At 37.2% G+C, this 19,869-nt stretch carries 19 protein-coding genes and 1 pseudogene; 7 read left to right on the top strand and 13 right to left on the bottom strand.

Annotation, left to right across the window (positions count from 1 at the left end; all coding sequences use genetic code 11):
• Positions 1-31: 31 nt before the first annotated feature.
• Both OLM56_RS03980 and OLM56_RS03985 read right to left on the bottom strand, forming a co-directional pair.
• Positions 32-544: an acyl-CoA thioesterase gene (locus tag OLM56_RS03980; RefSeq protein ID WP_121375761.1), complete on the bottom strand. Its 513-nt coding sequence runs from the start codon at positions 542-544 to the stop codon at positions 32-34.
• 109 nt (positions 545-653) lie between these two features.
• The gene (locus tag OLM56_RS03985; protein ID WP_264528399.1) at positions 654-1,589 is read right to left on the bottom strand and encodes an SPOR domain-containing protein; all 936 of its coding nucleotides are present in this window, start codon (positions 1,587-1,589) and stop codon (positions 654-656) included.
• A 102-nt stretch (positions 1,590-1,691) separates the two neighbouring features.
• Here OLM56_RS03985 and dprA point away from each other — a divergent pair, with 102 nt between their 5' ends.
• Entirely contained in the window at positions 1,692-2,795 is a 1,104-nt protein-coding gene (gene dprA, locus OLM56_RS03990) for a DNA-processing protein DprA (protein ID WP_264528400.1), read from the top strand.
• A 32-nt stretch (positions 2,796-2,827) separates the two neighbouring features.
• Here dprA and trpS read toward each other — a convergent pair whose 3' ends face one another.
• A complete protein-coding gene (gene trpS, locus OLM56_RS03995) occupies positions 2,828-3,802 on the bottom strand; it encodes a tryptophan--tRNA ligase (RefSeq protein WP_264528401.1) in 975 nt (324 codons plus the stop codon).
• Positions 3,803-3,927: 125 nt separating this feature from the next.
• Here trpS and OLM56_RS04000 point away from each other — a divergent pair, with 125 nt between their 5' ends.
• Positions 3,928-4,689 (top strand): lysophospholipid acyltransferase family protein, encoded by a 762-nt coding sequence (locus tag OLM56_RS04000; protein ID WP_264528402.1) that lies wholly within the window; start codon positions 3,928-3,930, stop codon positions 4,687-4,689.
• A 71-nt stretch (positions 4,690-4,760) separates the two neighbouring features.
• Here OLM56_RS04000 and OLM56_RS04005 read toward each other — a convergent pair whose 3' ends face one another.
• From OLM56_RS04005 to recA, 4 genes are all read right to left on the bottom strand, one after another.
• Entirely contained in the window at positions 4,761-6,449 is a 1,689-nt protein-coding gene (locus OLM56_RS04005) for an outer membrane beta-barrel protein (RefSeq protein ID WP_264528403.1), read from the bottom strand.
• Complete coding sequence (locus OLM56_RS04010; protein ID WP_264528404.1) at positions 6,446-6,991, bottom strand: RNA polymerase sigma factor; 546 nt, start codon at positions 6,989-6,991, stop codon at positions 6,446-6,448. Before OLM56_RS04010 ends, OLM56_RS04005 begins: the two co-directional genes overlap by 4 nt.
• A gap of 24 nt (positions 6,992-7,015) precedes the next feature.
• The gene (locus tag OLM56_RS04015) at positions 7,016-7,444 is read right to left on the bottom strand and encodes a hypothetical protein (RefSeq protein WP_182493165.1); all 429 of its coding nucleotides are present in this window, start codon (positions 7,442-7,444) and stop codon (positions 7,016-7,018) included.
• 99 nt (positions 7,445-7,543) lie between these two features.
• Positions 7,544-8,548: a recombinase RecA gene (gene recA / locus OLM56_RS04020; RefSeq protein ID WP_121376260.1), complete on the bottom strand. Its 1,005-nt coding sequence runs from the start codon at positions 8,546-8,548 to the stop codon at positions 7,544-7,546.
• Positions 8,549-8,699: 151 nt separating this feature from the next.
• Here recA and OLM56_RS04025 point away from each other — a divergent pair, with 151 nt between their 5' ends.
• The 3 genes from OLM56_RS04025 to OLM56_RS04035 are packed head-to-tail and all read left to right on the top strand — an operon-like array spanning position 8,700 to position 11,133.
• Positions 8,700-9,434: a lysophospholipid acyltransferase family protein gene (locus tag OLM56_RS04025; protein WP_121375769.1), complete on the top strand. Its 735-nt coding sequence runs from the start codon at positions 8,700-8,702 to the stop codon at positions 9,432-9,434.
• A 4-nt stretch (positions 9,435-9,438) separates the two neighbouring features.
• Positions 9,439-10,434, top strand: coding sequence for an acyl-ACP desaturase (locus OLM56_RS04030; protein WP_121375770.1), 996 nt, complete (start codon positions 9,439-9,441; stop codon positions 10,432-10,434).
• A gap of 48 nt (positions 10,435-10,482) precedes the next feature.
• Complete coding sequence (locus OLM56_RS04035) at positions 10,483-11,133, top strand: HD domain-containing protein (RefSeq protein ID WP_121375771.1); 651 nt, start codon at positions 10,483-10,485, stop codon at positions 11,131-11,133.
• Between the two features lie 38 nt (positions 11,134-11,171).
• Here OLM56_RS04035 and OLM56_RS04040 read toward each other — a convergent pair whose 3' ends face one another.
• The 6 genes and pseudogenes from OLM56_RS04040 to OLM56_RS04065 form a co-directional block, all read right to left on the bottom strand.
• Entirely contained in the window at positions 11,172-11,954 is a 783-nt protein-coding gene (locus tag OLM56_RS04040; protein ID WP_264528405.1) for an enoyl-CoA hydratase/isomerase family protein, read from the bottom strand.
• Positions 11,955-11,988: 34 nt separating this feature from the next.
• Positions 11,989-13,404, bottom strand: a complete 1,416-nt coding sequence (locus tag OLM56_RS04045; protein ID WP_182493528.1) for a sensor histidine kinase — start codon at positions 13,402-13,404, stop codon at positions 11,989-11,991.
• Positions 13,405-13,460: 56 nt separating this feature from the next.
• Positions 13,461-14,019, bottom strand: a pseudogene (locus OLM56_RS04050) (CopD family protein).
• Entirely contained in the window at positions 14,003-15,361 is a 1,359-nt protein-coding gene (locus OLM56_RS04055) for an MATE family efflux transporter (RefSeq protein ID WP_264528406.1), read from the bottom strand. The pseudogene OLM56_RS04050 and the gene OLM56_RS04055 overlap by 17 nt, the downstream one beginning before the upstream one ends.
• A gap of 1 nt (position 15,362) precedes the next feature.
• Positions 15,363-16,394, bottom strand: a complete 1,032-nt coding sequence (hemH, locus tag OLM56_RS04060) for a ferrochelatase (RefSeq protein ID WP_264528407.1) — start codon at positions 16,392-16,394, stop codon at positions 15,363-15,365.
• Between the two features lie 144 nt (positions 16,395-16,538).
• Positions 16,539-17,411: an AraC family transcriptional regulator gene (locus OLM56_RS04065; RefSeq protein ID WP_264528408.1), complete on the bottom strand. Its 873-nt coding sequence runs from the start codon at positions 17,409-17,411 to the stop codon at positions 16,539-16,541.
• 271 nt (positions 17,412-17,682) lie between these two features.
• On the opposite strand from OLM56_RS04065, the gene hemA reads away from it, so the two are divergent.
• Entirely contained in the window at positions 17,683-18,942 is a 1,260-nt protein-coding gene (hemA, locus tag OLM56_RS04070; RefSeq protein ID WP_264528409.1) for a glutamyl-tRNA reductase, read from the top strand.
• Positions 18,935-19,852 carry a hydroxymethylbilane synthase gene (gene hemC / locus OLM56_RS04075; protein WP_264528410.1) on the top strand — a complete coding sequence of 306 codons (918 nt, stop codon included), beginning with the start codon at positions 18,935-18,937 and terminating at the stop codon, positions 19,850-19,852. Before hemA ends, hemC begins: the two co-directional genes overlap by 8 nt.
• Positions 19,853-19,869: the final 17 nt, after the last annotated feature.

A 19,869-nucleotide genomic window follows, 5' to 3' on the forward strand; every position in this document is an offset into this window, starting at 1 on the left:
AAAAGGGAACCAATTTGGTTCCCTTTTTTATTTATTCCGTAAATAAAGCTTTTAATTCAGTCGCCTCATTCGGCTTCATTTTTCCTGCTAAGACAAGGCTGAGCTGCTTTCTTCTCAAAGCCGCATCAAAGCGTTGCTTTTCCAATTCCGTTTCAGGAAGGATGGCAGGAACTTCTACCGGACGTCCAGTCTCATCAACAGCAACAAAAGTATAGATAGCCTCATTGGCCTTATTTTTTATGCCTGATTCGCGATCTTCAATCCATACATCAATATAAATTTCCATCGACGTTTTGAACGTTCTGGAAACTTTCGCTTCAATAGTCACGACACTCCCTAAAGGAATCGCACGATTAAAAGCCACATGGTTGACCGAAGCCGTAACAGTAATACGTCTGGAATGTCTTCGAGCCGCGATGCTTGCCGCTCTGTCCATTCGAGCCAGCAATTCGCCACCAAAAAGATTATTCAAAGGATTTGTTTCGCCTGGCAAAACCAAATCGGTTAAAACCGCTATAGATTCAGAAGGAGTTTTCGCTTGCATCGTTTTTTTTGCAAAGGTAACAGATATGCTGGTAAATCATATAGCTTCTGGAGCAATAAAATTTTCCTTTCAAAGCAAAAAAAATCCCGAACGAGCCGGGATTGATTTTTTATAATTCTTGAATCAGAAGCCAAGCTTCAGGATTCTCTGTTTTTTGGATTTTTGACATTGCTTTTTGAGCTTCTGCATAGTTTGAAAAACTTCCGTAAAGCACAGGATGAAGACCATGTTTATTCTGCGCAATTCTTCGTGCTTTGTAGCCTTTTGCGCTTAGCTTTTCGAATATTTTTTGTGCATTTTCTTCATTTCTAAAAGCACCTGCAACAATATGGTAAGCCAGTTTTTCTTCTTTGATAGTAAGTTTTACAGCTGGTAGCGGACTTTCGATAAAGAAAGTAGCTTCTTGTATTTTATCTTGTACTTTTTTCTGAACGGCTTGCTGCACGATCAGGTTTTCAGAATTAATCTTTTCTTGGTAATAGTTGTTTCCAAAAAATCCAGCTGCTCCAAGTCCAAGGACAAAAATAGCAGCATATTTAAGATAGGAAGTATTACTTCTTATTTCAGGAGTGAAAAGTATAGGAGCTTTTTCTTCTAGAGCTTCTACTTCTTCCTTATAAATTTCTCTTTGGATTTTTGGAGAAACAAACGTGCTTAATCCAAAAGAATCTGTCAAGTAGTTCAAATTATCTGAAGGCTCGAAAACAAGATTTTGTTCTGAATTTAACGACAGTTGTCCAATGTTTTTTAAGAGGATAGCTTGGCCTTGCTGCAAGGCAAATTTCCAACCAGTAACTGCTGCTTCGATGTTTTTTATAGCCTCTTCGTAAGAGATTTTTTCATATTGCGAGATGTGATTCGCAAGCAATCCGTCATTGTTTTTCAAATGAAAATTAAAAGAAACCAATTTCCTTGGCGGATAAAATGCCATAGCGCTTTCATTAAGCCTCGCCGATTGGATTTCGGTAAGAAAAGCACCAAAACCAGGAACAGCGACACATTGGTATCGATACAAAAGTTGGGAGATGTAAAATTCAATCTTCATAGAAACAAAGTTACTTATTCATTAGTCAGGTCAAAATTTTATCAACAAATTTTATTAACAATCTCAACAAAAAGTCTTTTCTTTGAAATTCAATTATTTGCCATGCACGAAGAAGAATTATTTTATCTATTAGCCCTACAAAAAGTAGAATTGGTTGGCGATGTTGTTGCCAAAAAACTGCTCACTCACTTTGGAAACGCCAAAGAAGTCTTCCAATCGAAGGCGTCAAAATTAGAACGTATTGACGGTATTGGAAGCGTACTGATCAAAAATCTTAAAGATAAATCTATTTTTAAAAAAGCAGAAGACGAACTGCGATTTCTTAAAGCCAATACAATCGAAGTCCTTTACTTTCAAGATGAAGATTATCCCGAAAAGCTAAAACATTGCATTGATAGTCCAGTCTTGTTGTTCGCTTCGGGGAATTTCAATCTAAAAAATAGAAAGGTAATCAGCATAGTCGGAACACGCCAAATTACTTCTTATGGAATTGAATCTTGTAGGAAACTAATTTCAGATTTAGCTCCGTTAGATCCTGTGATCGTAAGCGGTTTTGCCTATGGAGTTGATATTGTTGCACATCAAGCAGCAATGGAACATAATCTGCAGACTATAGGAATTGTTGCTCATGGATTAAACCAGATTTATCCTAAAGTCCATAAAAAATATGTAGCCAAGATGCAAGAAAATGGCGGTTTCATGACTGATTTTTGGAGTACTTCTAATCCTGACAAAGAAAATTTTGTGCGCCGTAATCGAATTGTAGCCGGCATGTCTGAAGCGACCATCGTTATTGAGTCGGCAGAAAAAGGAGGTTCTTTGATAACTGCAAATATGGCGAATGATTATAATCGGGATGTTTTTGCTTTTTCCGGAAGAGCGACAGACAAATACAGCCAAGGCTGTAATAACTTGATCAAGACCCAAAAAGCCCATTTGCTTACCTCCGCCGCAGACCTGATTTATATATTAAACTGGGATTTAGACCCTGAAAAGACAAATACTGTCCAAAAGAAATTATTTGTGGAATTGGATTATGAAGAGCAAATAATCTATAATTATCTGCAGGCAAGAGGTAAAGAATTGATGGACATCATTGCTTTGGAGTGCAATTTCCCAATTTATAAAATATCGTCTCTGTTATTAAATATGGAATTAAAGGGAGTTATTCGTCCTTTGCCAGGAAAATTATTTGAAGCTGTTTAAAAATAAAAACCCCGCTATTGCGGGGCTCTTAACTAATATCCTAATTTTTTTCGTACTCTTTCCAAAACTACATTGGCTACGGCCTTTGCTTTTTCAGCGCCTTGAAATAGTGCTTTGTCAACTTCTTCCAGATTATTCATGTAGTAATTGTATTTTTCTCTTTCGACTTTGAATCTTTCAAGAATCAATTCGAACAAAGCCTGCTTGGCGTGGCCCCAACCGAAATCACGATTTATATTTTTATATTTTTCGGTCATTTCTGCTAACTGGCTTTCATTAGCAAGCAACTTATAAATAGCAAAAATCTTGCAGGTATCTGGATTTTTTGGTTCTTCCAAAGGCGTGCTGTCGGTTTCGATAGACATTACTTGTTTGCGAAGGGCCTTATCATCCAAAAATATATTGATGATATTGTTAGCCGATTTGCTCATTTTGCCGCCATTGGTTCCAGGAACATATTTTGTGTCTTCTTGGAGATACGATTCTGGCAAGACAAAAGTTTCTCCCATCTGATGGTTAAAACGGGAAGCCACATCACGCGTTATTTCGATATGCTGCAATTGGTCTTTCCCGACAGGAACGAATTCTGCATCATACAAAAGAATATCTGCGGCCATAAGCATCGGGTAGGTAAACAAACCTGCGTTTACATCATCTAATCTATCGGCTTTGTCTTTAAACGAATGCGCTAAAGTCAGTCTCTGAAACGGGAAAAAACAGCTCAAATACCAAGACAGCTCTGCTGTTTGAGGAACATCCGATTGGCGGTAAAAGATTACTTTGTTTATATCGACTCCACAGGCAAGCCACGTTGCAGCTGTACTGTACGTATTTTGGCGTAATGTTTCTCCATTTTTGATCTGCGTAACAGAATGCAGGTCGGCAATAAAAAGAAAAGTTTCGTTTTCTGGCTTGTTTGATAATTCAATAGCCGGAATAATCGCTCCTAGCAAATTTCCTAGATGAGGCGTTCCCGTGCTTTGAATTCCTGTGAGTATTTTTGACATGATAACTTAATTTCTGCAAAGGTAAATGTTTTAGCAAAATGTAAGGTTTGAATTCTTACATTTGGAAAACAAAATTTAAGAATCAACTTCTGTCCTCTAAAGCAATCTTATGATAAACATTCTGCATGCGTCTTTTTAAAATATTTTTTTGGGTCCTTTGGAGAATTTGGTTCTATTTTTTGATGGGACTTCCCATTATCATTATGCTTCCTTTTTTGCTAGTTTCTATCTTAAAAGAAAAATGGTATCCTTATTTCTTTGTCTTGGCTAGGATTTGGGCTAAAATCATTCTTTTCGGAATGGGCTTTTATTATAAAGTAGAGCGTGAGCAAGAACTGGAAGAAGGCAAAAGTTATATGCTTGTATCGAATCATACATCGATGACGGATATCATGCTGATGCTTGCACTCGTACGAAACCCCTTTGTTTTTGTGGGAAAGAAAGAACTGGCCAAGATTCCGCTATTTGGATTTTTTTATAAAAGGACCTGTATCTTGGTAGATAGAAGTAGTTCTAAAAGCCGAATGGAAGTATTTAACCGTGCCCAAAAAAGATTGGAGCAAGGATTGAGCATCTGCATTTTTCCAGAAGGCGGTGTTCCTGATGACGAATCGGTGCTCTTGGATGAATTCAAAGACGGTGCGTTTAGATTAGCGCTAGAACACCAGATTCCGATTGTTCCTATGACATTCGCAGATAACAAAAAAAGATTTTCATATACTTTTTTGAGCGGAAGCCCAGGTTTGATGAGAGCAAAAATCCATCATTTTATAAAAACAAAAGGGAAAGATGTGGGCGATAAAAAAGAAATCAAAGAACTGCGAGAAATAGTGAGAGAGATTATTTATCAGCAACTCTTGAAATTTGGCCACAAAAAAAGCGCCTAACCACGACGCCTTTTTCTGTCATTAACGTATTAAGTAATGACGAACCTAACTAAACTATAAAACCAACTAATCTAAAAGTTAAAACTTATTCCAGAATACAAGCCTATAAAATAAGGCTTAAATCCTCCTGCATTTTCGCTGAATGTATTGATTTGGTATTTCAACTTTGGCTCAACATTCGCTTCAAATGATTTCCAAAATTTATATTTAAATCCAATTCCGATATTAGAGGTAAAAGAAACATCGTTCAAATTCGATGCTTTTCCTATACTAGTTGTCATGCCCGGAGATACTACAGACAGGCTGTTTTCGTTTAAGAACAGCGTACTCATTCCCCCGATTAACTCTATTCCAAATTTGTTATCTATAAGTTTATACGAAAGTTCTACAGGAACTTCCACATAGCCCATAGTTTGGTTTAGATGCCCGGCTTTTTTCCCAGGAACATCATCAAATGATACCAAGTTCGTGGCCGTATTGTCTTCTACAATTATAACTATGGCAGAAGAACTTTCTTGGATGTTGCTAGAAGCCATAATACCTCTAGAATTAACATCCGACAAGCCTGCATAATACACAATATCATTTGTATTATAGCCCAAAGTTAATTTGTTGATTCCGCCACGGACAGACCATTTTTTGTTTAATGCATAATTAACGCCTACGCCAAAACTAAGGTTCTTGTCGTAGCTTTTATTATTATCTGCAAATTGCTGGGCGATAGGGGAACCGTTGGAAGCAGAGCTAAAATAAATAGGGGCTACGTTGGACGTAATTTGCCACCTATTTACTTTAGTTTCTGTAACCGCTTGTTGTTTTTTTTCTTTTTCTTTTAGCAATTCTTCCAGCGGATTAGGTTCAACAGTAGCAACAGCTGCCGAATCTTTTTTTTGTTTCTCGAAAGCATCAGTATTAAAAGCAATTCGAGAAGTGTTATTTTGATTTTTATCGATCAGATTTTTGTTTTGTATGGTCTTGTCATTTTTCTGAACGTTGTCATTTTGTTTTTTTTCAACTGAAGCAAGCTGCTTTTCGTTTCCGTTCAGATTTTCTTGATTGGCTAAAGCTTTGTTTTTATTACTGGTATTATCATTAAACAGTTTTTCAGAACTATTTTCTTTATTTCCAGAATTTGCGATAGCGCTAGTATTGCCTTGAGTATTCTTTTTATTAACAGCTTCTTGATTGGCAAGGCCTGTATTGTTGTCTTTTAAGGTCTGATTTTTAAACTTATTTAGGCTTTTATTAGTGCTGTTTTTTATAATAGTGCCCTTTTTAGCATTGTTGCTGTCGGTATTATCTTGGCTAGCAACTGCTTTGTTCTTTACATAGTTTCTTTCTAATGCATTAGACTTGTCAGGTCTGTTTTGTGTTGCATTTGTACCTTCTGATTCGTTTTTTGATGATGTATTTTTTTCTAAATCCGTATTTTCAGCCTCAGTAACAACTGCGTTGCTTTTTACAGGGCTTTTCATAGGAACTAATTCGTTTGTCCCGTCGTTATTTGAATTGTTTTTTTCTTGATTTACAACTCCGTTATCAGTTTCCGAAGAATTGTTGATTAATCCATCTCCGATTACAAATCCGATAAGCAATATTGCGGCAACACCTGAAAGTCTAAACCATAACGGAATGACTCTTCTCTTCTTTTTCTTCCTAAGTTCGGCTTCTATATTGTCCCAGACTGCAGGCGAAGGTGTCGCTTCAAAGTCCTTGAACTTTTCTTGAAAAAGCCGTTCTAAATTTTTTTTCTCACTCATTTTGCTGCTGTATAATTTCCGTTTCCGGCCTGAGCTTCTATTTTTTCTTTTAAAATCATTTTTGCACGTGCAAGATTTGATTTTGTTGTTCCTGTTGTTATGTCAAGCATATCGGCAATTTCTTTATGCGAATAACCGTCCATTACATACAAGTTAAAAACCAATCGATATCGGTCTGGTAATTCTTGAATAATTTTCATTAAAAATTCAAGCGTCACACTTTCATCATCAATCTCAACTTCTGCTTCATCAGGAATAGTATCATTTACGATTTCAAAAACAGAACTGCCTCGATATTTTTGCAGAATATTGTTCACCATTACTCTTTTTGCCCAGCCTTCAAAAGAACCCTTGAAATTAAATTGTCCTATCTTGCTGAAGATAATCAGGAATCCATCCTGGAGATTATCTTCGGCTTCCACATAATTTCGCGAATACTTCAAGCAGACACTGAACAATTTAGGAGAGAGCAACTTATATAATTGTTCTTGAGCTTTTGTATCATTATCTCTGCAATCGTATATGAGTTGTTCTAAACCCAAAGTTTTTCCTGTATAAATTAAAAATTATTGTTGAACTACTGGTACTTCATACTCCAAGAAACGGTTATTTCCATATTGATCTTTTCCTTGATAAAATTTGAAAACGTAAGAACCGGTGCTTGTTGGCAAGAAATCAAATGAAGCCTCAACAGGCTCTTCATCTAATTCAGTACAAGAATCACTGTGCATAACGCTTGTCTGTACCGCTATTGTTCTAACATTTGAATCTCTTTCATAATAAAAGCCTTCAAAAAAATGACAGCTTGTAGGTCTTTTATAATACACTTTTATGGTATACGTCTGTCCCAAGATAAAACTTTCAGGAAATACTGCGCTTTCTGTAGGAATCAGTTCAAAGTGGTAATTAACGTTGTCATCGTCGCCTAATTCGCAGGAACTAAAGGCAGTGACAGCGATAATTGCCAGAAATAAAATTGAAATTAACTTTTTCATTTTTTTGTATTACTATTTATGCTTTATTGTGTAGATGAAGATTTATGCTAAAGGTTGCGTTTGGATATAAAAAAACCCGAAATTTTCGGGTTTTTATTTTTAACTATTATTTTCTTTAATCAGCGATTTGATTTTCAGCTCTAATTCTTCAGCCAATTCTGGATTGTCTTTGATTAAGGCTTTTACTGCATCTCGACCTTGGCCGAGTTTCGTGTCGCCGTAGCTGAACCAAGAGCCTGATTTTTTCACGACTTCAAATTCTACTGCCAGATCTAAAATTTCTCCAGTTTTAGAAACTCCTTCACCATACATAATGTCGAATTCTGCTGTCTTGAATGGCGGAGCCACTTTGTTTTTTACGACTTTTACTTTTGTTCTGTTTCCGATTACGTTTTCTCCATCTTTAATCTGCGAAGATCTTCTGATGTCTAAACGAACCGAAGCATAAAATTTCAAGGCATTACCACCTGTTGTCGTTTCTGGATTTCCGAACATTACACCGATTTTTTCACGAAGCTGGTTGATGAAGAAAACGGTACAATGCGTTTTGCTGATTGTTCCGGTTAATTTTCTCAAGGCTTGCGACATCAATCTAGCGTGAAGTCCCATCTTTGAATCTCCCATTTCGCCTTCAATCTCGCTTTTCGGCGTCAAGGCGGCAACAGAGTCAATTACAACAATATCAATTGCGCCAGAACGGATTAGGTTTTCTGCAATTTCTAAAGCTTGCTCTCCGTTGTCTGGTTGTGAAATGATAAGATTTTCTACATCTACGCCTAATTTTTCTGCATAACTTCTGTCAAAAGCATGTTCCGCATCAATAAAAGCAGCAATGCCGCCAGCCTTTTGAGCTTCAGCAATCGCATGCAAAGTTAATGTGGTCTTACCCGAAGATTCAGGTCCGTAAATTTCAATAATTCTTCCTTTTGGATATCCATTCACTCCAAGAGCTAAATCCAATCCTAAAGATCCGGATGAAATTGTTTCTACTTCTTCAACAGCGCGGTCACCCAGCTTCATTACGGTACCTTTACCGTAGGTCTTATCTAATTTATCAAGCGTTAGTTGCAACGCTTTCAATTTGGCTTCTTTCTCTGAACTCATTTTTTCTTTCATTTATAATTGGCACTTATTTTTCGTAAAAATAGTTCTTTTTTTCTACGTAGCAAGCGTTATTTTTTGATACAATTTTGCTATTTGTCAATTAAAATAAACAAAAATATAATTAGTACTTTTGCGGTGAATTATAATAACTATGGAGAAACTTATTTCATACCCAATTTCGGCAGTATACTATCTGTTTTTTGGATTGTTTTTAGTGATTTTTCATCCCATCCAGTGGATTTGTTTTAATGTGTTTGGGTATCAGGCGCATAAAAAAAGTGTCGATTACCTAAATTTATGCTTATTAAGGACAACGCATCTTTTGGGAACAACCTATAAAGTTGAAGGAAGAGAATTGGTTCCTAAAGGAGTTCCCGTAATTTTTGTCGCCAACCACCAAAGTATGTACGACATAGTTGCCATAATTTGGTTCTTCAGGAAATCACACCCGAAATTTGTTAGCAAAAAAGAATTAGGCAAAGGAATTCCAAGCGTTTCTTACAATTTAAGGCATGGAGGCTCCGTTTTAATAGATAGAAAAGATCCAAAACAAGCTGTTCCAACAATCAAAGGCTTGGCGGAATATATTGAAAAACACAACCGTGCAGCAGTCATTTTTCCGGAAGGAACCCGAAGCAAAGACGGAAATCCTAAAGAATTCGCCCAGACGGGATTGAAAATTTTATGCAAAAATGCACCATCGGCAGTTGTAGTTCCGATAACCATAAACAATTCTTGGAAAATTGTTAAATATGGCTTTTTTCCTGTAGGTTTAGGAAATCGCCTTACCTTTACCGCTCATAAGCCAATTTCAGTGGCACAAGTTCCTTTTGATGAATTGATGAAAGAGACAGAAAAAGCTGTAGTTGAAGGAATAAAAAATTAAAATTATGTCTATAAAAAACATTCGTCTAGAAGTAATGCAGTTTCTAGAGAAAAATATTGATACGTTCGTTGATCAATATCTGATTCCTGTGGAGAAGATATGGCAGCCCTCTGACCTTTTGCCAGATTCTCAAAAAGAAACCTTTTTTGAAGACGTAAAAGAATTAAGAGAGATTGCAAAAGAATTGCCTTATGATTTCTGGGTAGTTTTAGTCGGCGATACAATTACAGAAGAAGCGCTTCCAACGTATGAGTCTTGGCTTATGGATGTGGAAGGTGTTAACCAAGTTGATGAAGGAGGCAATGGCTGGTCTAAATGGGTCAGAAATTGGACCGGAGAAGAAAATCGCCATGGAGACCTTTTGAACAAATACCTTTATCTTTCAGGGCGTGTGAATATGCGCGAGATTGAAATGACTACCCAGCATCTGATTAACGACGGATTTGATATCGGAACAGGAAGAGATCCGTATAAGAACTTTGTGTATACGAGTTTCCAGGAATTAGCGACGTATGTTTCCCACAACAGGGTTTCTCAAATTGCAAAGAAATTTGGAGATAACAAATTATCAAAAATGTGCAAGCTGATTGCGGGTGACGAAATGCGTCACCATCATGCTTATTCTGAATTTGTAAACAGAATTTTTCAAGTAGACCCGAGTGAAATGATGCTGGCTTTCCAATATATGATGAAGCAGAAAATCGTGATGCCGGCTCATTTCTTGAGAGAATCGGGTGAAAAGATAAGTACTGCTTTTGAACAATTTTCAGATTCAGCACAAAGAATCGGAGTGTATACAGCTACCGATTATATTGAAATCATGCAGAAATTGATGGACAAATGGGAAATCGGTAAAATTTCAGGATTGACTGATGAAGCCGAAAAAGCCAGAGATTTCTTGATGAAACTTCCTGCAAGGATGGCCAAGATTTCAGAACGATTAGTAATTCCTGCAGAATCCCACATTTTTAAATGGGTAGAACCTGCAACATTAAAATAATAATCAAATCCTTTCTTCACAGAGAGGATTTTTTTTCTCAAATAAATTATGGACAAGATACTAATAGAAAAGACGATTGCTTTCGTAAAAGAAAAACTTAAAGATGCCGAAGGCGGACACGACTGGTTTCACATCGAAAGAGTCTATAACAATGCGTTGAATATTGCTCAGTATGAAAATTGCGATAATACTATTGTTGCCTTAGGCGCTTTGCTGCACGATATTGCCGATAGTAAATTTCACGATGGAGATGAAACCGTTGGCCCGAAATTGGCTTGGGAGTTTCTTGAAAAGCAAAACGTTTCTGAAGATACAATCATCCACGTAGTAAACATCATCGAAAATATTTCTTTTAAGGGAGGAAATTTTGAACGCAAGTTTTCTTCCATTGAACTCGATGTCGTGCAAGATGCCGATCGTTTGGATGCGATTGGAGCGATTGGTATTGCCAGGACTTTTAATTATGGTGGATTTAAAAACAGGCCGCTTTACAATCCGGAAATTGCTCCTAACCTGAACATGAGCAAAGAGGAATATAAAAATTCCGTTTCACCAACAATCAATCATTTTTATGAGAAATTGCTGTTGCTGAAAGACAAGATGAATACCAAAACAGGAAAATCGATAGCAGAGGAAAGACATGCCTATATGGAGAAATTCCTAGAACAGTTTTTTGCAGAATGCGAAGGAAAGAGATAATAAAAAGCCAGAATTTATATTCTGGCTTTTTTGTTTTATTATTTTCCAGTAAAGACCGGCTTTCTTTTTTCTAAGAAAGCACCTGTTCCTTCTTTAAAATCTTCAGTTCCAAAAGCATCACCAAAGTTTTTGATTTCGACAGCATAGCCGTCAACACCGTCTTTGAAATTGGCATTGATCGCCTCGATTGCCATTCCGATAGCAACCGGAGAATTTTTCATGATTTTCTGCGCTAAAGTAGTTGCTAGTTCTACTAATTCAGACTGTGGAACTACATGATTCACTAATCCTGATGCTTTAGCTTCTTCGGCAGTTAGCATTCCGGCAGTCATGATTAATTCCATTGCTTTTCCTTTTCCGACTAATTGAGGCAGTCGTTGTGTTCCGCCATACCCTGGAATGACGCCAAGAGAAACTTCTGGCAAGCCCATTTTTGCATTATCAGAAGCAATCCTAAAATGACAGGCCATAGCCAATTCTAGACCACCGCCTAAAGCAAAACCATTAACAGCAGCAATGACTGGAGTTTTTAAATTTTCTACAAAATCAAATAAAGACGATTGTCCTTTTGCCGCTAATTCTGCTCCTTCCGAAACCGAAAAGTTGGCAAATTCAGAAATATCAGCTCCAGCAACAAAAGCCTTATCGCCACTCCCTGTCAATATAATTACACTTACACTATAATCTTTGTCTAAGGTGTCAAAAGCGGTATGCAGTTCTTCAATAGTTGCCTTGTTTAAAGCATTTAATTTTGTAGGCCTGTTGATTGTTATCGTGGCGATTCCGTTTTCAGAAGTCGCTAAAATATTTTCGTAATTCATATCTAAAGGTTGTTTTATTGTTCGTTTCGCAACATTACATTTTGATTATGGGAAGGAAAACACAAAAAACAGTTCCCTTTCCAGAAGCTGTTTCAAAAGTAATCGTTCCATTATAATTTTCAATGATATTTTTGATGATTCCCAATCCTAAGCCCATGCCGCTGTTTTTGGTCGTAAACTTGGGCTCGAAAATTCGGTTGAGATTATCTGTTTCAATGCCTGTCCCGTTGTCTTGGACGCTGATCAGCACTTGATTTTCTTCTTTTTTGACAGAAACAACTACTGATTTTTCTGCCTGATTTTCTGGAATAGCTTGGATTGCATTTTTCACAAGATTGGTTACGACACGAATCAATTGCGTACGGTCCATAATCGTGATGATTTCTTTTTCTTCACTTCGAAATTCGATATAATCTTCATTGAAAATGTCCAAAGTAAGTTGTACGACATCTACGACATTTAATGTCTCATTCTGCTGGGCAGGCATCGAAGCAAAGTTTGAAAAGGCTGAGGCTACCGAGCTCATCGTATCAATCTGCTGAATCAACGTATTAGAATAGTCCGTCATTTTTTGCTTGACATCAGGGTCGTTCGGGTCAAATTTTCTTTGAAAACTCTGAACCGTCAATCGCATTGGTGTCAACGGATTTTTGATTTCATGAGCAACTTGCTTAGCCATTTCGCGCCAAGCCTGTTCCCTTTCACTTTGAGCTAATTTTGTGGCACTTTCATCCAATTCTTCCACCATCGAATTGTAGGCATGAACGAGCAAGGCAATTTCCTTACTGCTTTCTTCGAGCTCAATCTTTTCGTTTTTTTGGTTGAATCGGGTTTCCGTAATCTTGTCGGTAATCGATTTCAGGAACTTCGTGATGTAACTCGATAAGAAATACGCCAAGACAAAAGCCACAATCAACATGATAGAATATACTTGGCCCAAGCTGATCAAAAAGTTTCGCAATTCTCGCTCATAAAATCCGTCATCTGGAATGTACGGAAGATTCAAGATGCCCAAAGGCTTAAACTTTGTATCCTTGATCTGCGTATACGAAGAGCGAAATTTCATGCCATCGATGCTCTGTACGTCGACATACCTTTTGTCCATAGAAGATTGCACCAATTTCAAAATATAATTGGGAATCGGTGGCAAGATCGTATCAACGGTAAAAGAAGCCTTAGATGATTTTAGCAGTTTACCATCCAAACTGTAAATATTAATAGCCAAGCTATGGATGTCGGCTAGTTTATAAATTTCATCCTTGAAAATAAGAGGCAGGTTTTCTGAAGTCAGCGGATAAGTTGTCGTGCTCAGAATGTAATTGATGTGTTCCTTGACAGCAGTTTCACGGCGTTCGAGACGTTCTTCGTGGTATTCTTTTGCCGCGGTCTTAAACTGATAAACCGAAAGAGAAGCCATCAGAATTGACGAAATCAAGGTCAGGAAAATCATCGAGAGGAAGATTCTGACACGAAGCGATAGGCGTTTTATTTTGATTGGTTTCAGCATTAAGACTGGTTTCTTTCCCGAATTCTTTTATAAAATTTAAAGCCCAACATGATGATTATGGAGAACAGCATGATTCCGATTACTCCAAAAATCCAGTTGACGGCATTTTTCAAAATTACCAAAAAAAACTACTGCGAAAAGTATAATTGTCGCACCTTCATTCCAAAGGCGCATAAAATTAGACGTATGTTTTACCTCGTCGTTTTGCAGTTGCTTGAATATCTGATGGCATTTTAAATGATACAAATACAAAGCAAAAACAAAGCCAAGCTTTACGTGCATCCAAGATTGCTGCAACCAAAAATTTCCCTGTGGCGTAAAAAACAACATCCAAAAAGCAAAAATACTAGCCAAGACTGCCGATGGCCATGTGATAATGTACCATAAACGATAGGTCATAATCTTATACTGCTTTTGAAGAATTTCTTTCTCTGGAGATGCTTTTTGCGAAGCTTCAATTTGGTAGACAAACAAGCGGACAATATAGAATAATCCTGCAAACCAAGTGATTACGAAGATCAAATGAAGGGATTTTAAATACTCATAATAATTTTCCATCTGTAGTTTCGATTAAATTCTCGTTCATTTCTTTCTTCAGGAAAAGTCCTGTTATGATTGTGGAAAGGATATCAGCAATTGGAAAAGCAACCCATACGCCAAAAATACCGAAAAATGTCGGCAAGATAAGCACCAGTGGAATTAAGAAAAAGCCTTGTTTGGTTAAAGTCAGAAATAATGCTTTCTTGGCTTTTCCGGCGGCTTGGAAATAGGCAGCGCCGATTAATTGTACGGCAATGATTGGCGAAGCCGCAAAAACCCAGCGCAATGCATTTGGAGTTTCTGCAATTACGGCTAAGTCTGTCGTAAATACGGCAACAATTGATTTTGCAAAGAATAGGATGAACACAAAAATCAAGATGGCCAAAAATCCAGCATATTTTATAGAAGTCAAAATGGTTTCTTTGACGCGATTGTAATTTTCAGCACCGTAATTATATCCTGCGATAGGCAAAAAAGCTTGCGTGATTCCCAAAACAGGAAATAAGGCAAACATCAGCATACGGCTGATGATTCCATAAACGGTTACAGAATGTTCGCCACCATACGTATATAAAGTATGATTTAAGATGATAGCCAAAATACTGACGACTCCTTGTCTTGAAAAGGTCACAAAACTCAAGGAAGTAATTTCTCGGATGATTTTTTTGTCAAATCTAAAATGATGAAAGTGCAGTTTCATTTCACTTTTGGAAACAAAAAACCATAGCACAAACAAAAAACAGCTGGTATAGGAAATAAGAGTTGCCATGGCGGCACCAAAGATCCCCATATCTAAAAATTTAATAAAAAGAATATCGAGAAGTATGTTTACAAAGGCAGGAATAATCATCGATACCATGGCAAATTTTGGTTTTCCTTCGGCTCGAATGACATTATTTCCCATCATGCAGAGCGCTAAAAAAGGGACTCCAATTAAAACAGGAAAAAAGAACTCTTTTGCTGGTTCCATGATGTTTCCGTTGGCTCCGAAAAGCAACAGCATTTCTTCACTGAAAAGCAATCCGAGAAGTACGAAAATAGAAGAAAGGCAGAAAGTCATCATGACCTGATTCGCAAAAACGGTAATGGCTTTTTCTTTATTGCCAGAACCCAATGCTCGCGAAAGCACCGAACCGCCGCCTACACCTATTGCCATTCCTAAAGAAGAAATCAAAAAGGTTATCGGAAGAACAACTGTCACAGCAGCAATCGCCAAAGAACCGACCCATTGGCCTACAAAAATGGTATCCACCAAAATATTGACTGACATAAACAAAATTCCGACCGAAGAGGGAATGGCTTGCTTGATCAGCAGTTTTTTGATATCCTGCGTTCCTAATTCTTCCGAAGTAACTGCCATATCAGACGGCTAGTTTTTCGGCAAACGCCCATTCTTTAATCCAATTGGTCACAGTTTCGACCCAGTTATCGTCATCGTTTAAGCACGGGATTGCCAAAAAATCTTGGCCTCCGTTTTCTACGAAATCTTCTTTAGCGCGCATGGCGATTTCTTCTAAAGTCTCAAGGCAATCGGTTACAAAAGCAGGTGTTACTACGGCAATTTTTTTAATTCCTTTTGCCGGCATATTGTTGATTTCGATATCGGTATAAGGTTCCAGCCATTTGTCACCAGCAAGCCTAGATTGGAACGTCTGGCAGTATTTTTCTTTTGGAATGTTTAGTTGTTCTACCACAAGTCTTGTAGTTTCATAACATTGGTGGCGGTAGCAAAACGCATGTGCTGCCGATGGAGTCGAACAGCAAGAACCGTCTATTTTACAGTGTGATTTTGTTACATCTGTTTTTCTGATGTGACGCTCTGGTATTCCATGGTAGGAGAAAACGAGCTGATCATAATCAAAGCCTTCCAAATGTTTTTTCATTAAGTCTGCTAGATTTTTGATATAGTCCGGCTTATTGTAAAATGCAGGCACATCAGTAAATTTCATGTGAGGAAATTTCTTTTTCCTGATTTCTTCTGCCAAAACTAGAATTGTCAATGTTGAAGCCATCGCATATTGCGGATACAAAGGGAAAAGCAATACTTCGGTAACACCTTGTTCATGCAATTCTTGAAGTCCTTTTTCAATTGTCATTTCGCCATAACGCATCGCCAAAGCGACAGGAATTTCGGTTTTGGCCTGTACTTTTTTGTGCATTCTTTCAGAAAGAACCATTAAAGGAGAACCTTCCTTCCACCAGATTTTTTTATAAGCATGAGCCGATTCTTCAGGACGTTTCCTCAAGATAATGCCTCGAACTAATAAGGCTCTTAAAAGAAATGGTACGTCGATAACGTATTTGTCCATTAAAAATTCATCAAGATATGGTTTTACGTCTTTGGGCTCAGGACTTTTGGGAGAGCCAAGGTTTACTAATAATACGCCTTTCATTTAATTTGTTTTTTCCTAATCCTGTCAGAGTTTCAACTCTGTCAGGATTATTATTTAAAATTTTATTTGTAAAAGTAATCTCCGTCGTAAATTAATCAGACTGGATTAACTATTTTTTATTGATTGTTTAATGTGCAAAATTGATTAGCTGGTTATTGCAATCGACATCAGGTATTTTTTCGGTGTTGTGCCAAATTTTTTCTTGAATGCTGCGATAAAGTGACTGGCTGTGCTGTAGCCTATTTTGAGTCCGACTTCATTGACATTATAAGAACCGCTGTCTAATAATTTTCTAGCAAATTCCATCTTGTAATCAAAAAGAAAACTATAAACACTGTCGCCATAAATCTGCTTGAAGCCCATTTTTAGTTTTTTCAGATTGATGCCCACTTGGTCGGCAAGTTCCTGCAATCCTGGAGGCTCGGCCATGTTCGCAATAACAATATCTTTAGCCTTTCTGATTTTGAGTACATTGTCTTCATCTACCAGAAACGGACATTGTTCTGCATTTGGATCTTCACTTCGATTGAAATAAAGGCTCAACAATTCATATGCTTTTCCTTTAAAATAAAGATTTTTAATCGACGGATGAAGGTTAAAATTGAAAAGTTGGTTCAACACAATCGACATTGACGGACTGATCGGTTCGTCTTTATAATATTTTTTGTCTTTGTTTTCTTCACTTAAAAACGGAATATAATCTGCTTCTGAAGAAAACAATCCGTGGAATTTTTTAATCGAAATCAATACAGAAATTACCCAAGAATGTGGCGCTATTTCCAAATGTACCGGAAGCTCTTTTTGCGGGTTATACAGAAAAAGAGAAAGGTCTTCTTTTAGGTCGAGGGCATAGCGTCCTTGGTTGAAAATAAACTTCGCTCGGCCTTTTATGCCAAAGTGAAACTGAATCAGATCCACGTTGACTTCGCGCTCAAAATGGGAAGTTTCATCGCTGTCATTTTGAAATCGGATGATGATAAAATCGTCTTCAATCTTGATTTCTTCGGGTGAACTCATAGCGGTATTTTTTTTCTCGTGAATTTGAAAATTAGAAAGATTTTTATTTAGAATGGTTCTAAACAAAAAAGCTGTCAAATGCTGATTTCACTGCAAATTTAAAGTTTTTCTAATTTATAATGGCTAAAATTATCAAAATATCTCACAGCGACATAAATAGTACTTTCAGCGTTACTTTTATAAAATGTATAAGTATAATTTTGTGGTGTTCGAATGAAAATCCATTTTGTGATTTTTGCTTCGTTTCAAAAAGATACTTTAAGGTAACACTATGAATAAAAATAACTTGTCAAAGCATCACTACTTCTATGCGGTTGGATTGAGTTACAAGAAGGCGGATGCAGAGATTAGAGGGAAATTCAGTTTAGGAAATCAAGCTAAATCCGCAGTTTTGCAACAGGCAAAAGAAGATGGGATCAGCAGTTTGATTGTTACTTCCACATGTAACAGAACCGAAATCTATGGTTTTGCAGAACACCCGTTTCAATTGATCAAATTGCTTTGCAATAATAGCCAAGGAACGGTAGAAGAATTCCAAAATGTAGGCTTCATATATAAAAATCAGGAAGCGATAAATCATATTTTCAGAGTAGGAACCGGATTGGACAGCCAAATTTTGGGTGATTTTGAAATCATCAGCCAGATAAAGACAAGTTTTTCTGAAGCAAAGTCACAAGGCTTGGCTAATGCTTTTATGGAAAGATTGGTGAATTCGGTCATCCAGACTAGCAAAAAAATCAAAAATGAAACCGAATTAAGTTCTGGAGCAACTTCTGTTTCCTTTGCTTCTGTCCAATATATAATGAATAATGTTGCTGATGTCAGCACAAAAAATATCTTGCTTTTCGGAACAGGGAAAATAGGAAGAAATACCTGTGAAAATTTAGTAAAACATACTAAAAATGACCACATCACCCTTATAAACAGGACAAAAGATAAGGCAGAAAAAATTGCAGGAAAATTCAACCTGATTGTAAAAGACTATGATTTGCTGCCGTTGGAAATTCCAAAAGCAGATGTGTTAGTGGTAGCAACAGGAGCAAGCAATCCTACGATTGATGAAGCCATTTTAGATATAAATAAGCCACTTTTGATTTTGGATTTGTCCATCCCAAAAAATGTCCATGACAATGTCAAAAGCATTCCAGGCGTAACAGTTGTTCATTTAGATGACTTGTCTAAGATTACGGATGTTACGTTAGAAAACAGGAAAAAACACATCCCTCAGGCCGAAGCGATTATTGAAGAAATGATGGAAGAATTTACGACATGGGTAAATGGCAGAAAATTTGCGCCTACGATTCATGCGCTAAAAGAAAAACTGAATTCTATTAAAGATACAGAATTGAGCTTCCAGCGAAAAAAAATCAGTAATTTTGATGAAGAACAAGCTGAAATCATCAGCAAAAGAATCATCCAAAAAATCACGACGCATTTTGCCAATCATCTAAAAGACAATGATACTATGGTAGATGAAAGCATCGAGTGGATTGAAAAAGTTTTTCAGATTGAAGCTTCAAAAAATGAATAAAACGATCCGAATAGGAACCCGCGACAGCCAATTAGCACTTTGGCAAGCTCATACAGTTGAAAAAAAACTTAACGATTTAGGGTATAAAACAGAAATTGTTGCCGTGAAATCTACAGGCGATGTTATTCTTGACATCCCACTTTACGAATTCGGAATCACAGGAATTTTTACGAAAACCCTTGATATGGCCATGATTAAAGGCGAAGTGGATATCGCTGTGCATTCCTTAAAAGATGTGCCGACGGCTTTGCCAAAAGGTATCGTTCAGACCGCAGTCTTAAAAAGAGCCAATCATCAAGATATTTTAGTACACAAAGGCAATTTAGATTTCCTGCATTCAAGCGGAACTGTTGCTACAGGAAGCTTGCGTCGCCAGGCACAATGGCTGCACCGCTACCCGAACCATCAGGTGGTCGATTTGCGTGGTAATGTCAATACGAGATTGCAGAAGTTAAAAGATAATGACTGGAATGGAGCTGTTTTTGCCAAAGCCGGTTTAGAAAGAATCGAGCTTTTGCCAGAAAATCATACTGTCCTTGATTGGATGATTCCTGCTCCAGCACAAGGTGCGATGGTTATCGTGGCGATGGACAATGATGATTTCTGTAAAGAGGCAACAGCAAAATTGAACCATTTCGAAAGCGAAATCTGTACGCATATCGAACGCCAATTTTTAAGAACTCTAGAAGGCGGCTGTACGGCGCCAATTGGAGCTTATGCAGAAGTACTTGACAACAAAATCCGTTTTGAAGGCGTACTTTTTTCAATAGACGGAAAAGAAAAAATTGAGATAGAAAAAACAGTAGAAATAACACATTATAAGAATTTTGGACAAGAAGCAGCACTTGAAATTCTAGCCAATGGCGGGCAAGAACTGATGGAAATAATCAAGAGAGGTCTAAAGAAATAGTCTTCTCTTTAAAACGC

Source organism: Flavobacterium sp. N2550, assembly GCF_025947265.1.
Lineage (GTDB): Bacteria > Bacteroidota > Bacteroidia > Flavobacteriales > Flavobacteriaceae > Flavobacterium > Flavobacterium endophyticum.

Bases quoted from the DNA above. Each gene is read 5' to 3' on its own strand.
- OLM56_RS04000 (WP_264528402.1), top strand. From the start codon at position 3,928: ATGCGTCTTTTTAAAATATTTTTTTGGGTCCTTTGGAGAATTTGGTTC.
- hemC (WP_264528410.1), top strand. From the start codon at position 18,935: ATGAATAAAACGATCCGAATAGGAACCCGCGACAGCCAATTAGCACTT.
- OLM56_RS04030 (WP_121375770.1), top strand. From the start codon at position 9,439: ATGTCTATAAAAAACATTCGTCTAGAAGTAATGCAGTTTCTAGAGAAA.
- OLM56_RS04040 (WP_264528405.1), bottom strand. From the start codon at position 11,954: ATGAATTACGAAAATATTTTAGCGACTTCTGAAAACGGAATCGCCACG.
- OLM56_RS04065 (WP_264528408.1), bottom strand. From the start codon at position 17,411: ATGAGTTCACCCGAAGAAATCAAGATTGAAGACGATTTTATCATCATC.
- hemA (WP_264528409.1), top strand. From the start codon at position 17,683: ATGAATAAAAATAACTTGTCAAAGCATCACTACTTCTATGCGGTTGGA.
- OLM56_RS04045 (WP_182493528.1), bottom strand. From the start codon at position 13,404: ATGATTTTCCTGACCTTGATTTCGTCAATTCTGATGGCTTCTCTTTCG.
- OLM56_RS04025 (WP_121375769.1), top strand. From the start codon at position 8,700: ATGGAGAAACTTATTTCATACCCAATTTCGGCAGTATACTATCTGTTT.
- OLM56_RS04035 (WP_121375771.1), top strand. From the start codon at position 10,483: ATGGACAAGATACTAATAGAAAAGACGATTGCTTTCGTAAAAGAAAAA.
- OLM56_RS04055 (WP_264528406.1), bottom strand. From the start codon at position 15,361: ATGGCAGTTACTTCGGAAGAATTAGGAACGCAGGATATCAAAAAACTG.
- hemH (WP_264528407.1), bottom strand. From the start codon at position 16,394: ATGAAAGGCGTATTATTAGTAAACCTTGGCTCTCCCAAAAGTCCTGAG.
- dprA (WP_264528400.1), top strand. From the start codon at position 1,692: ATGCACGAAGAAGAATTATTTTATCTATTAGCCCTACAAAAAGTAGAA.
- OLM56_RS03980 (WP_121375761.1), bottom strand. From the start codon at position 544: ATGCAAGCGAAAACTCCTTCTGAATCTATAGCGGTTTTAACCGATTTG.
- recA (WP_121376260.1), bottom strand. From the start codon at position 8,548: ATGAGTTCAGAGAAAGAAGCCAAATTGAAAGCGTTGCAACTAACGCTT.
- trpS (WP_264528401.1), bottom strand. From the start codon at position 3,802: ATGTCAAAAATACTCACAGGAATTCAAAGCACGGGAACGCCTCATCTA.
- OLM56_RS03985 (WP_264528399.1), bottom strand. From the start codon at position 1,589: ATGAAGATTGAATTTTACATCTCCCAACTTTTGTATCGATACCAATGT.
- OLM56_RS04015 (WP_182493165.1), bottom strand. From the start codon at position 7,444: ATGAAAAAGTTAATTTCAATTTTATTTCTGGCAATTATCGCTGTCACT.
- OLM56_RS04005 (WP_264528403.1), bottom strand. From the start codon at position 6,449: ATGAGTGAGAAAAAAAATTTAGAACGGCTTTTTCAAGAAAAGTTCAAG.